The following is a 13,870-nucleotide window of genomic DNA, read 5'->3' as shown; positions in this document are numbered from 1 at the left end:
AGCGAAAAGCACCCAATCTAATCATTGATTCCATCGTTCGCGTTAAGCTTACTGCACGAACTTCGCGGTTATCTCGGCGATGCGTTTTCCCTGGAAACGGGCGGCGGCGAGGGCGGTATCGTCGGGTGAGACAGTGCCGTTCTGGCTTGTGAATGAGGCACCGTAGGGATTACCAGCCTGGAACTGAATGGGGTCAGCGTAGGCGGGCGGCACAATCAGGCAACCCCAGCTATAGAAAATATTATTCAGGGCCAGCAACGTTGATTCATGTCCGCCGTGATTGGTAGCCACCGTCACAAACGATGACCCAATCTTGTTGTTGAGCTTACCCTGCCCCCAGAGTGGACCGGTGGTGTCGATAAATTGCTTCAGCTGCGCCGACGGCAGTCCGTAGCGTGTAGGCGTACCGAAAATAATAGCGTCGGCCCATTCCAGGTCGGCCAGTGTAGCTTCAGATACATGCTGTGTCTCGAGGCGATGCTTGCTCCAGCCTTCGTTTGACGCAATTGCCTCCTCAGGCGCTAACTCTTTCACTTTCAATAGCTTTACCTCCGCTCCGGCTTGTTTAGCTCCTTCTTCAATGGCCTTCGCCAATTGGTAGGTGGTGCCCGTAGCACTGTAATAAATGATCGCGACCTTTGCCATATCTTTTCTGAGTTGATTGATTCAAATGAACTCACCTAATTAAATGTAGGTACATGTAATTTTGTTTCAGGTGTGGCCGTATTTAGCGAAATCCTGATGCTACGGTCTGATTCAGTGCAGACTACACGCTCCGTAAAGCATGTATCCCTGTTTGGCAACTATTATTATTTTAATGTAGCTTGCGTTCAGTCATCCATCCTACTTTTCTCTCCATGAAATTCACTGCTACGCTCCTTACCCTCAGCATTCTGCCCGCCTCGCTGGCGTTGGCACAAAGTCAGATTGTGGTGCCCGACAATACCCCCGTGGCTATTAGCTCAGACAATGGCACAAACGAGCTATTTGTGGGGCAAAGCACCACGCTGGCCAACGGTTCGTCGGCCAATACCTTCCTGGGTAGTGGGTCGGGGCAGGGCAACACGTCGGGGGCCCGCAATACGTTTCTGGGCCTGAAAGCCGGTTTTCCCAACACCACGGGTTCCAACAATACGTTCGTCGGTTTTGAATCGGGCAAGAATAATATCGACGGCAGCGACAACGTGTTTATGGGCTTCAACGCCGGGCAAAGCCTGCGCAATGGCCGGGGCAACAGCGCCATTGGCGTGGGTGCCGGAGCCGTTGAGGGCGACGGCAACAACAACACCTACCTGGGTTTCAACGCTGGCAGCGGCAAAGGGTTGAGCAATGCCACCGCTATCGGAGCCAACGCCCGCGTGATGAGCAGCAATGCGCTGATTCTGGGTAACGGCGCCAACGTAGGCATCGGTAACTCGGCACCCAATAGCCTCCTGGAGCTTACCGCCCGTAACGAGAACCAAAGCGGTCTGCGCTTTACCCACCTCACGGCCAGTTCAGCACCGCAGACACAGGTTGCCGAGAAGTTTCTGACGGTGTCGGATAAAGGCGACGTGGTGTTGGCTAATAAACTCACCAGCAGTCAGTTGGTGGTCCGTGCGGCGTCAGCTAAGGCATGGGCCGACTATGTTTTCGAGAAAAAATACAGCCTGCAACCACTGGCGGAGGTAGAACAGTACATCCGGCAGCACGGCCATTTGCCGGGTATTCCTACCGCTGCTGACATGGCCTCGACCGGTGTAGAGCTGACGACATTACTAACCACGCTGGTGCAGAAAAACGAAGAACTGACCCTGCACCTGATCGCGCAACAGAAGCAGATTACGGCGCTTCAGAAGCAACTGAGGACCAAAAAACGCCGGTAGTTCGTTGGGGCATAAGCCCTTTGTAGGTTACGAAACAGAAAAGCCAATCTCCTGCTTATCCTAGCATGGGGTTGGCTTTTCCGCCTTTTGGCCCCGTATCTTTGCGACCTTTTTGGTATAAAAATGGTAGATGATACGTTGATTGCCGACACCGAGTCGGTTAGCTGGCGGGCGGCCTGGAAACGGCCCCGTTTTCGCCGGATGGCCATTGGTGGCCTGTTGCTGGTTCTTGCACTGCTGTCTGTCTGGCCTGCCTACCTGGCTCGCATTGAAGCCCGCGATGGGCTACAACTCAACGACGTTGTGCTGTATTCATTACCCGTTTATGATGCATCGCTGGCCGTTTTCATCAGCCTCTGGAGCGCGGCGCTGCTGCTTATTTACCGCGTGCAGCGAAGCCCGGCCATCTACCTGCGCTTTATCTGGGGATACGCTCTACTGTTTATTACCCGCATCATCAGCATCGGCCTTACGCCCCTCGACCCGCCCAATGGCCTGATCGAACTCCGCGATCCGCTGAGCAACTATTTCTACGGGGCCACTTTCATCACCAAAGACCTGTTCTTTTCGGGCCATACGGCCAGTATTTGTCTGATGGCGTTCTGCCTCACCCGCCCCCGCGACCGGTGGCTGGTGTTCTTCGGCACGGCCGTGGTAGGCGTGGGTGTGCTGCTTCTCCGCATTCACTACACCGCCGACGTAGTCGCCGCGCCCTTCTTCGCCTACGGTGTATACCGACTTGCCAAGTGGCTGGTGCGGGGGGCGTTGTAAAAGGGAGTTTAATGTTCAATGTCTTTTGAGTTTAATGTTCAATGTCTAAGGTCTAAAGTTGCTTCGCGCTTTAATTGTAGTGCGCGAAGCAACTTTAGACCTTAGACATTGAACATTAAACTCAAAAGACATTGAACATTAAACTCAAAACGTAACCTTCTTCACTGACCCTTCGCCGAGGCTGGTGAGGTAGTAGGTGTTGGCATTGACTCGCTTCAGGTCGGTGGGGCGGTCTAGTTTGTCCAGCAGCACGGTGCTGGTGGTGCCCGTTGCCCGTAGGATACGGCCCGTATTGGGTACCCAGCCCTGCTGCCCGAACAGGCCATATTCCAGCACCAGTGGCTTGTTGTTGGCGTCGAGTTTTACGCCAACGAGGCTGTTAAAGCCCTGCTGAAAAACCGATACCCCGCCACCCTGGTCTACCTGATACACGATGGCTCTGCCGGCCGGAAAGGGAAAGCCGAGCAACGTGCTGACCAGGTATTTCTGGCCGTCGTACAAGATACTGGTGGGCACGCTCTGAATTTGGGGTGGTCCTATGGGTGTGGGGTTGGCAATGCCGGGGATTTCGGCCACTACGTTTAACATCCCGTTTTTCAACCGGCGCAGGATAGCGTTGGCACCGGCGTCGGAGATGTACAACAGCCCATCGGGGCCGATGGTCATGTTGTAGGGGTGTGAGTCGTGGGCGTTGTTGGTAAAATTGTAGGCCAGCACAAACGACGCAATGTCTTCCCTGGGTATCGTAGAGGCATCTACCGGAGCCTGGCCGGGCTGCACGTTTCGGATATCGACCTTATAGAGAAAGCCCGTGCCCAGCACATAGAGTATGCCGTCGGCGTAGAGCAGGTGGTCCAGCCCCTGTATTTCGCCACCCACAATCGTTTTCGAGGCAAAGCCGGTAACGATGGGATAAGCCTTACCGTCGGCGGGGGTGATCATCATCAGCCGGGCGTCGTTTTTGCCGGTGCCTGATTCGGTCACCCATAGCCGTCCGCTGGGGTCAGTTTCTACACCGATGGGCAACACCAGGCCGGATGTCAGTGTGCTTACCTGGAGGGCAGGCAGCGGCCGGTCAACGTGATCGCAGCTAGTGAAAAACAAGCCTACCAGCAGGTAGGCGAGGAAAACGGAAATACGCAGCATGGTTGAGTAAAGTTAAGTAGTAGGTAACAGAATCAGTCAGCCGACTCTTCGACGAAAAGCTGGGCGAAAAAGCGCAATAGCCCGTTAGTTCATCAATTAAATTGATAATACGGCACGCATCTGTATCAAGCGCGCCAGGGTGGCAAATAGGTGGATGTCAATATCCTGCACAGTTTTGTGTCGGCAAAACGGAAAAAGAAATTTACCTTGCTGTTTGATACACCTGCCTGAACCACCTTTCATGATTCGATACCTTTACGTATGCGTTTTGCTCTGTCTGGCGGCTGGCCATTTACGGGGTCAGTCTAAAAAAGTAGTACAATCACTCACCGGATATATCCGACAGGCCGGTAGCCGGACTCCCATAGCGGGGGCTACGATTTTCATCCAAAGTACACGTGTTGGCACCACCACGGGCAAAGACGGCTTCTTTGTCATTCCCATCGAAGAAGGCAGCTATCCCGTCCGCATTTCGCACGTGGGCTTCATTTCTCAGACCATGACCGTCAACGTGAATAAGCTCACGTTGATCAACATTGATCTGGTGGAAGACACGCAGTATCTGGACGAGGTGGTGGTGCAGACCGAAGCCCCCGACAAGAACGTACGCAAAGTAGAACTGGGCGTTACGCAGCTGAACATCAAGAATATACGGCGCATGCCGGCGTTCATGGGCGAGGTAGACGTGGTGCGGAGCCTGCTGCTGCTGCCCGGCGTATCGACGGTGGGCGAAGGGGCCACGGGTTTCAACGTACGGGGCGGCTCCATTGACCAGAACCTGGTGCTGCTCGACGATGCGCCGCTGTTCAACACCAGCCACCTGCTGGGTTTTTTCTCGGTCTTCAACCCCGACGTGGTGCGCGACGTGACCCTGCACCGGGGCGGTATTGCGCCGGCCTTCGGCGGGCGGGCCTCGTCGGTGCTGGACATCAAAGTAAAGGAGCCGGAGACCGAAAAGTGGTCAGCCTACGGGGGCATCGGTATTGTGTCGAGCCGGGCGGGGGTGGAAGGGCCGATTGTTAAGAAAAAACTGACCATGCTGGCGGCCACGCGGGTGTCGGTCAATGATTTTTTGTTTAAGCTGGGGCCGGCCAGCCTCAACGGCACCCGCGCTAATTTCTACGACCTGACCACCAAGCTGAAGTGGCAACCGTCTGAAAAACATACGCTTACCGGCACCGGTTATTTTGGCCGCGACGTGTTCCGCCTCCCTGCCGACTCACTGTCGGGCGTGGAATTGAACGCCTCGTCTACCCAGTTCGATTACCAGAGCGTGGCGGGTACCTTGCGCTGGAATTACTTTGTCAACCCCCGGATGAACCTGAACACGTCGGCCATCTGGAGTCAGTACCGCAGCGAAATTTCGGCACCCGACTCAGCCAATCAGTTCAGCCTGGTAGCCGAGGTACATCACAAACAGGTCAAAAGCGACCTGACCATCACCGTCAACGACCGGCACGCGGCGCAGGTAGGGCTGAGCGCCATCGATTACTTCGTGCAACCCAATACCCTTACGCCCGGTCGTTATTCCAACGCACTACCCTATACGCTGCCTACCGAACGGGCCTATGAACTGGCCGCCTACGTGCAGGACGAGTGGAAAGTGTCGGAGTCTACGGCCCTGCTGGCCGGGCTGCGCTACTCGCTGTTTCTCAATGACGGCCCCACCACCCTACGCACCTACAGCAGCGAACTACCCCGGCTGCCTGGCACGGCCATTTCGCTCACGCCCTACACCGCCGGAACGATCTACCATACCTACGGTGGCCTGGAACCCCGGCTGGCCCTGCGCATGAACCTGAGCGAAGGACGGTCGATCAAGATTGGGTATAACCGGCTGCGGCAGTATATCCACTTAGTATCAAACACAACAGCGGCCCTGCCTACGTCGCGCTGGCTGCTAAGCAACCCCAACATCAAGCCCCAAATTGCCGATCAGCTGTCGGTGGGGTACTTCATGAACGGCAAGCAAAACGAGTATGAGGCCTCGGCGGAGGTGTACTACAAAACGCTGACCAACGCCATTGACTACCGCGACGGGGCCAATCTGCAACGCAACCCCGCCCCTGAAACAGACCTGTTGCAGGGTTCAGGGCAGGCCTATGGACTGGAAATGCTGGTGCGCAAGAACAAAGGCGCCTGGACGGGCTGGGTGAGCTACACGTTTGCCCGCACGTTTCTGACCATGAACAGCCGCTTCCCCGATGAGCAGGTGAACAACGGACGGGCCTACCCCGCCAACTTCGACAAGCCGCATACGCTCAACGCCACGGCCACCTACCGCCCCAGCCTGCGGTTTAGCCTGTCGTTCAATTTCACCTACAGCACCGGGCGGCCCATTACCCAGCCTTATGGCCGCGCCCGCATCAACAACGTGATTGTGCCGATCTACGTAAACCGTAATCAGGAGCGCATTCCCGACTACCACCGCCTCGATTTCTCAATGCTGTTTGAGCAGGACCCTGCCAAAAAACGGAAGGTGCAACAGAGCTGGAACTTCGCGATTTACAACGTCTACGCTCACAAGAATGCCTACTCGGTCTTCTACCGCTACGATCCGCGTCAGTTCGAAGACGCGTTCAAGCTATCCATTTTCGGCACGGCTTTCCCGTCGCTGACCTACAACGTGCGGTTTTAGTGTTCAGCACCACCCGCTTTATTTTCTTCCGACACTCATGCTTCATTCATATACCGTTTTCTTTCGATACCTGCCAACCAGCCGACTTATTCTGCGTCGGTTTCTGGTACCGCTGTTTCTTTACGTTGCCCTGCTTGCCTGCGTAACGCCCTATCAGCCCGAAACAAAATCGCTGGCGACCAAGATTCTCATTGTCGACGGCTACATCACTAACCAACTGGGCCCACATCAGGTAAGCCTCACGTATACCGCCGACTATACCAACGCCTCGGTGAATTTCAGGGCCGACAAAGCCACCGTTTACGTGACCGACAGCACCGGCAAACGGCAGGATTTTCTGGAGGTGAGCCCCGGACTTTACCGTACGCCAGCCTCTTTTTCGGGTGTAACGGGGCAGAAATATAAGCTCAACATCACGCTGGCCGACGGCCGGAAATACGAGTCGGGGGTTGAGACGATCAAGCCGGCGCCACCTGTGCTTAAAGTCTATGACGAATACACCCAAAAGCCCATTCCCGGTACGCTGACCTTCGACAAAGGCTTCAATATTTACCTCGACACCAAAGACCCCGCCTCCCCCGGCGACTACTACCGCTGGAAGTGGACCAATTTCGACCCCGTCATTTTCTGCAACACCCGGTCGGTACAGGTGCGGGGCAACACCCTTGAGTACGGCTACTATTGTTGCCAGCAGTGCTGGGATGTGCGCACCTGCACTGGTCCCGCCTGCCTCAATGCCACCTCCGACGAGGCCATCAACGGCAATGCCATCAGCCGCCAGTTTATTCTGCGGGCACCGTTTGAAACGTATGAACGCTATTATGTTGAAATAGAGCAGCTTGCCATCTCCAGAGCGGCCTACATCTATTATAAAACAATTGGCAACCTGACCAGCAACAACGGCGGCATTTTCGACGCCGCCCCGGCCTCGGTGCGGGGTAATATGCGGTCACTGACTGATCCCAACGAACAGGTATTTGGCTTCTTCAGCGCGGCGGGGGCCCAAAAATTACCCTATGTCGTAGATCGGACGCGGGGGCAGGGAGCACCCAACAGCAAAGTGTTGCCCATACCCGACCCCGCCACCCCGCCCCCACCCTGCGCCGCCTGCGTAGAAAGCGACTACCGAACCCGCATTAAACCCCGCTGGTGGACTTTTTAGGATACTGGACGTTGGATGCTGGATATCGGATGCTGGACATTCCTTGGCTAACATTCGACGTCCAATATCCAGTAGCCAACGTCCAGCATCCAGCTACTTCGCGTAGTTTTGCCCCATGGCAAAGTTTCTCATCCTGCGGTTTTCGTCTATCGGCGACATTGTGCTCACCACGCCGGTAGTGCGTTGCCTGAAACAGCAGGTGCCTGGTGCTGACGTGCATTTTGCCACCAAACGCGCCTTTGCCACCCTGATCGAAAACAACCCGCACATCGACCGGTGCCATTACCTCGATGGCTCGCTGCGTGAGTTGGTCCAGCAGCTTCGCGCTGAGCAGTTCGACTATATCATTGACCTGCATAACAACCTCCGTACCCGGCTGATCAAGCTGCAACTGGGGGTGAAAGCCTACGCGTTCGATAAGCTGAACTGGCAAAAATGGCTGCTGGTGCAACTGAAAATCAACGCCTTGCCTAACGTTCACATCGTAGACCGCTACCTGGCTACGGTGGCCTCATTTGGCGTAAAAAACGACGAACACGGGCTGGATTATGTCATTCCCTACAAAGACCAGATTGAACCTGACTGGCTGCCACAGACCCACCAGTCGGGCTACGTGGCCTACGCCATTGGCGGGCAGCACGCCACCAAAAAACTGCCCGTTGCGCGGATGATCGAGTTGTGCGCCAAGATCAATTACCCCATTGTCTTACTGGGTGGCAAGGAAGATCAGGCAGCAGGTGCGGCCATTGAAGCCGCCGTGGGTTCGGCCATGATCTACAATGCCTGCGGACGGTATAACCTTAACCAGTCGGCATCACTGATACAGGGCGCACGGGTGGTATTCAGCCACGATACGGGCCTGATGCACATTGCGGCGGCGCTACACAAACCGGTGTATTCGATCTGGGGCAACACGACGCCTCTGTTTGGCATGTACCCCTACCAAACGCCTTATATCGCCCTGGAGAACAACAACTTAAGCTGTCGCCCCTGCTCAAAAATAGGCTACGCTAAATGTCCCCGTGGTCATTTTCGGTGTATGAATGACCTCTCGTTTGATTTCGAAATCAAGGAGTTGAAACAGCCGTTCCGCGGGCGAAAGGCGTAAGTTAAGCGAAGCACTCAGCGTTCAGCACTTCAGTCAAAATCTATTCCGCCATTTCCGGGCGATGTTCATGGCGGTTTCGAGCATGGCGGGGTGCCAGTCTCCTGTTTTCCAGGCTGAATAAGCCAGTTACGACTGAGCCAGTTGGACTTGTAATAGCCAGCGCAGCCACTCTCACGCACGAATGCCTCTCCAAATCATCCAAATCAATATTGGCATGATTCCAGGCCCGTCTATATGGAGGGATTTACGGCTATTCCGGGAACAACAACCCTCTGTTTTTGGTCTTTACGGAGGAGGGGTTGTGACCTTCCAAATTACTAGCATGGCAAAACGCAAAGACGCGCCGGTTCAATCATCCGACGTCATTTTAATTGGTGCGGGCATCATGAGTGCTACCCTGGGGGTAATGCTCAAAGAGCTTAATCCTGATATTACTATTCAGATATTTGAGCGGCTCGATCAGGCCGCTGCCGAAAGCTCCGATGCCTGGAACAATGCCGGCACCGGCCACTCGGCCTTCTGCGAACTCAACTACACACCCGAACGTGAATCGGACGGGGTAATCGAGACCTCGAAAGCCGTGAAAATCGCGGAATCGTTCGAGCAGTCGAAACAGTTTTGGGCGCATTTGGTGGAGCAGGGCTTCCTGAAAGACGCCCCCAACTTCATCCGGCCCATTCCGCACATGAGCTTTGTCTGGGGCGACGACAACGTAACCTACCTCCGCAAACGCTACGAGGCGCTGCAACAGTCGCACCTGTTTCGGGGCATGCAGTATACGGAAGACCCGGCCAAAATTGCCGAGTGGACTCCCCTGGTAATGGATGGCCGCGACCCTTCGCAGCCCGTGGCGGCCACCCGCATGGACCTGGGCACCGACGTCAACTTCGGCGCACTCACCCGTGCCATGTTCCGGCGGCTGGAGGAGATGCCCGGCGTGACGATGCACTTTGCCCACGACGTGCACGAAATCTGGCGGTCGAAAACGCTGGGCGGGTGGAAAATTCAAGTCGAAAACGTGACCACCAACAGCGTCTATGACGTGCACGCCAAGTTTGTGTTCATCGGCGCAGGGGGTGGGTCGTTGCGGCTGCTGGAGAAATCGGCCATTCCCGAAAGCCGGGGCTATGGCGGATTCCCCGTGAGCGGGCAGTGGCTGCGCTGCACCAACCGCGACATCATCGAACGGCATCAGGCCAAGGTATACGGCAAAGCCTCGGTGGGGGCACCACCCATGTCGGTACCCCACCTCGACACCCGCATGATCGACGGCAGGCGCGAACTGCTGTTTGGCCCCTACGCCGGTTTTTCGACGAAGTTCCTCAAAAACGGCTCGTATTCCGATCTGCCCAAGTCGATCCAGATGAGCAACCTGGCGCCTATGCTCATGGCCGGAATGCATAACCTGGCCCTAACCAAATACCTCATTCAGCAAGTGATGCAGTCGCCGGAAGATAAGCTGGCGGCCCTGCGCGAGTACTTCCCTGAAGCCCAGCTCAACGACTGGGAACTGGAGATTGCCGGGCAGCGGGTGCAGGTGATCAAGAAAGATGACGAAGAAGGTGGTGTGCTCGAATTTGGCACCGAAGTGGTCAGCGCTGCCGATGGTAGCATTGCGGCCCTGCTGGGTGCTTCGCCGGGCGCTTCTACCGCCGTTTCCATCATGATCGACCTGCTCAACAAATGCTTCCCGGAGCAGATGCAGTCAGCTGACTGGCAGGCCAAATTCCGCGTCATGATTCCCAGCTTCGGGCAGTCGCTGGCGAAAGATGCCGCACTGACGCAGCAAATGCGTGAGCATACCAGCCAGGTGCTGGGGCTGAATCAGTACGAGTACACGGCCTGATAAACTACCGCCTGTTTTTGAAAAGCCCCGTCGGTTATGCCGACGGGGCTTTTTTTGCAAATTAACCAGCAAACCAATGGAACAAATGAGGTAACCGGCTGATAACTATACACTTATCTGCAACAGCCACTATTGGTCCATAAATTGGATCAGTTTGTCAGATTGACGGCTAAGAATATAAACTGGAAAGTGCCACTTTCGTCAATTATTGGGTATGTCGGCGAATTTGATAGCAGCCTGCCAAACAGAATACTACCTGTTCAGGTAAATTACCTCTATCAGACGCTATTTGGTCTTAAACCAACCACGACGTTGCCGTGGAAAGAAATAGATGTATCGGCCAAAAAGGTGCCTCTTGGCGGTTATTCTCAACTAACTACATTGCAGCAATATTACCGGAGCGTTGCGAAAGATGAGTAACGGCAACAGTCGCACTAGCTCATTTCAATAGTTTATGAAAAACACACTCATTACGTATCTGTTACTGGCCTTGCTGGTAGCGACTGCCCAGGCACAACCGAACAACCTGAGCATCAACCGGCAACGAATTCAGACCCGGCTGCTGGAACTGTCGAAATTTGGCGAACTACCCAACGGAGGCATAGGGCGGGTGGCCTACAGCAAAGCCGATCAGGAGGGCCGGGCCTACATAATCGGGCTGATGAAAAAAGCCGGACTCAACGTTACCATCGACTTTGCGGGCAATATTATTGGCCGACGAAACGGCCAGAATCCGGCGCTGAAACCCATCGCTTTTGGTTCGCATATCGATTCTGTACCTAACGGTGGCAACTATGATGGCCCGCTCGGCTCCATCAGCGGGCTTGAACTCATAGAGACCCTCAATGAAAATAAGCTCGTTACCAAACACCCGTTAGAGCTGATCATTTTTGCCAACGAAGAAGGCGGTACCGTTGGTAGTGGTGCGCTCATTGGCAAAATCACCCCTGCCGCCTTGAAATCGGTTACCCAAAGTGGCCTGACGATTGCCGACGGCATCCGGGCCATTGGCGGCAACCCGGACAGCCTGAGCAGGGTGGTGCGCAAGAAGGGCGACGTGGCCGCTTTCATTGAACTGCACATTGAGCAGGGCGGCATTCTGATGACCGAAAATCTGCAGATTGGCGTGGTCGAGGGCATTGTTGGGATTGAACACTGGGATGCCACCATTGACGGTGCCGCCAACCATGCGGGCACCACACCCATGAACGCCCGCCGCGATGCCCTGCTGGCAGCGGCTAAACTGATTGTGGCGCTCAATGAGGTGATTACCAGCCATGAAGGTCGGCAGGTGGGTACCATCGGCAAAATTGCGGCTGAGCCGGGGGCGTATAACGTCATTCCGGGTAAGGTGGTGCTGGGCGTCGAAATCCGGGACTTGTCGCATGACAAAATCTGGATGCTGTTTCACGAAGTAGAAGCAAAAGCCCGGGAAATTGCCAAAACGTCTGAAACGAACATCACCTTCGTGCAGTCGTCTATAGGAGTAACACCCGCCCTCACGGCCAAACCGATTCAGGACAAAATCATCAGGGCAGCCAAAGCGATGGGACTTTCGTACCGCTACATGCAGAGCGGGGCGGGGCATGATGCGCAGGAAATGGCGCAGATCGCACCCGTGGGCATGATTTTCATTCCCAGCGTGGGGGGCATCAGTCATTCTCCCAAAGAATTTTCGAAAGGCGTTGACATCGGCAATGGCGCCAATGTGCTGCTACACACGCTGCTGGCTATCGATGCAGAGTAATCACGACTTCGGGTTTGCCGAAAGATAGTCGCGGGTTTATTATTGACCTACCAATCAACTACGCAGCACGCATGAGCTACCCGTTCACCATGAAATCATTAGCCAGCTTAGCGTTTGCTTCGCTACTCCTGCTAACAACGCCCAACGCCCAGGCGCAGGATGCCCGCAGCCGACTCATTGCCCGCGCTACTCAATTCGACCTGAAGAACCCGTACAAGGCCCCACCTGGCGATGCGCTCTCGCACCACACGTCGGGCTATGCCAAGATCATGTGCTCGGCGGTATTCATCACGGGGCTGAAACCGGACTTTGCCGCCGAGAACGTCGGGTACTTTACCAGTCCCTATGCCGAGCGGGCCAAGGTAGGCAAACCCGTAATCGACTACGACAAGAAGACGGTGTCTATTACCCTACCCAACGGCGTTACCCGCACGGCCATCTACGTGGGCGACCAGGGCTGCGTTACCCTACCCGAAGGACATAACACGTTGAATTACAAACCGATACCCGTATTCCGCCACCTGCCCGATGCCGCCACCACGCCCTGGCCCATGGGCGACGTGCTGCCCACTACGCCCCCGCCCGCCGGGGTAGACATGGCTAAAGTAAACCAGGCGGTCGGTGCCGCATTCGACCCTGCCGAGGCGCAGACCGCAGCCTTTGTGGTCACCTACAAAGGCCGGATTATTGCCGAACGCTACGGCGAAAACATCACCAAAGACACCCCGCTCGAAAGCTGGTCGATGGGCAAAAGCCTGTCGGCCACCATCCTGGGCATCCTCATGAAGCGGGGCGTCTACAAACTCGACCAGCCCGCGCCGATTCCGGAGTGGCAGGGCAAAAACGACCCACGGGCCAGCATTCGGATCATGGACATTATGCACATGGCCAGCGGGTTGTACTGCCGCGCCCCGCAGGACCCCGACTTCGACCCCACCCAGGGATACCCCGACCACCTCTACCTCTACACTGACGCGGGCAACTCGTTTACCTACGCCGCCAGCCTGCCACAGCAGCGCCCACCAAATACCGTTGGCCGCTACCGCAACTCAGACCCCGTGCTCATCAACTACCTCAATCGGCTGGGCATTGACAAGCTGGGTGAGGTGTACCATACGTTTCCGCAACGGGCGCTGTTCGACAAAATCGGGGTGCGCACGATGATTATGGAGACAGACCCATCGGGTAATTTTCTGACCCAGGGCTACGAGTTTGCGTCGGGTCGGGACTGGGCACGGCTGGGTAACCTGTACCTACAGGATGGCGTCTGGAACGGCGAACGCCTGTTGCCCCAGGGCTTTACCACCTTCGTGAGCACCCTCGCCGAACCCTGGGTAGCCGACGGACGACCGATCTACGGTGGACTGTTCTGGATTAACGGCGATGGTGCCCTGCCCATTCCGAAAGAAGCCTACATGATGCAGGGTGCCGGCGGCCAGTCTGTTACCATCATCCCCTCGCACGACCTGGTCATCGTCCGGCTGGGGCATTATAAGGGCGCACAGGCCGGTGCCAAAGCGCTGAACCGTGCCTATTCCCTGTTGATGGAGGCCGTACCGAAGACGACAAAACCGTAGCCTCTTTTGC

At 55.7% G+C, this 13,870-nt stretch carries 11 protein-coding genes; 9 read left to right on the top strand and 2 right to left on the bottom strand.

From position 1 onward, the window contains the following. Nucleotides 1–48: 48 nt before the first annotated feature. A complete protein-coding gene (wrbA, locus tag J2I47_RS18180; RefSeq protein ID WP_207366013.1) occupies nt 49–645 on the bottom strand; it encodes an NAD(P)H:quinone oxidoreductase in 597 nt (198 codons plus the stop codon). 212 nt (nt 646–857) lie between these two features. On the opposite strand from wrbA, the gene J2I47_RS18175 reads away from it, so the two are divergent. Beyond that, nucleotides 858–1,865: a hypothetical protein gene (locus tag J2I47_RS18175; RefSeq protein ID WP_207366012.1), complete on the top strand. Its 1,008-nt coding sequence runs from the start codon at nt 858–860 to the stop codon at nt 1,863–1,865. A gap of 123 nt (nt 1,866–1,988) precedes the next feature. Continuing rightward, nucleotides 1,989–2,636, top strand: coding sequence for a phosphatase PAP2-related protein (locus J2I47_RS18170; RefSeq protein WP_207366011.1), 648 nt, complete (start codon nt 1,989–1,991; stop codon nt 2,634–2,636). A 144-nt stretch (nt 2,637–2,780) separates the two neighbouring features. Here J2I47_RS18170 and J2I47_RS18165 read toward each other — a convergent pair whose 3' ends face one another. Then, on the bottom strand, nt 2,781–3,782 hold the full coding sequence (locus tag J2I47_RS18165; RefSeq protein WP_207366010.1) for a ScyD/ScyE family protein: 1,002 nt from the start codon (nt 3,780–3,782) through the stop codon (nt 2,781–2,783). Nucleotides 3,783–4,023: 241 nt separating this feature from the next. Here J2I47_RS18165 and J2I47_RS18160 point away from each other — a divergent pair, with 241 nt between their 5' ends. The 7 genes from J2I47_RS18160 to J2I47_RS18130 all read left to right on the top strand — a co-directional run bounded on the left by J2I47_RS18160 (nt 4,024) and on the right by J2I47_RS18130 (nt 13,860). Further along, nucleotides 4,024–6,420, top strand: coding sequence for a TonB-dependent receptor (locus J2I47_RS18160; RefSeq protein ID WP_207366009.1), 2,397 nt, complete (start codon nt 4,024–4,026; stop codon nt 6,418–6,420). A gap of 37 nt (nt 6,421–6,457) precedes the next feature. Further along, entirely contained in the window at nt 6,458–7,582 is a 1,125-nt protein-coding gene (locus J2I47_RS18155) for a DUF4249 domain-containing protein (protein ID WP_207366008.1), read from the top strand. A 115-nt stretch (nt 7,583–7,697) separates the two neighbouring features. Beyond that, on the top strand, nt 7,698–8,690 hold the full coding sequence (locus J2I47_RS18150) for a glycosyltransferase family 9 protein (protein ID WP_207366007.1): 993 nt from the start codon (nt 7,698–7,700) through the stop codon (nt 8,688–8,690). Nucleotides 8,691–9,012: 322 nt separating this feature from the next. Continuing rightward, nucleotides 9,013–10,536: a malate:quinone oxidoreductase gene (locus J2I47_RS18145; RefSeq protein WP_229374734.1), complete on the top strand. Its 1,524-nt coding sequence runs from the start codon at nt 9,013–9,015 to the stop codon at nt 10,534–10,536. Nucleotides 10,537–10,680: 144 nt separating this feature from the next. After that, complete coding sequence (locus tag J2I47_RS18140) at nt 10,681–10,956, top strand: hypothetical protein (protein WP_207366006.1); 276 nt, start codon at nt 10,681–10,683, stop codon at nt 10,954–10,956. A 34-nt stretch (nt 10,957–10,990) separates the two neighbouring features. Next, complete coding sequence (locus J2I47_RS18135) at nt 10,991–12,283, top strand: Zn-dependent hydrolase (protein ID WP_207366005.1); 1,293 nt, start codon at nt 10,991–10,993, stop codon at nt 12,281–12,283. A gap of 71 nt (nt 12,284–12,354) precedes the next feature. Then, nucleotides 12,355–13,860 (top strand): serine hydrolase domain-containing protein, encoded by a 1,506-nt coding sequence (locus J2I47_RS18130; protein ID WP_229374732.1) that lies wholly within the window; start codon nt 12,355–12,357, stop codon nt 13,858–13,860. The last annotated feature ends 10 nt before the right edge of the window (nt 13,861–13,870 follow it).

Source organism: Fibrella rubiginis (genome assembly GCF_017353185.1).
In the GTDB taxonomy this organism is placed as follows: Bacteria; Bacteroidota; Bacteroidia; order Cytophagales; family Spirosomataceae; genus Fibrella; species Fibrella rubiginis.
Note: the sequence above shows the minus strand (reverse complement) of the source record. Positions and strands in the feature narration are given on the sequence as shown.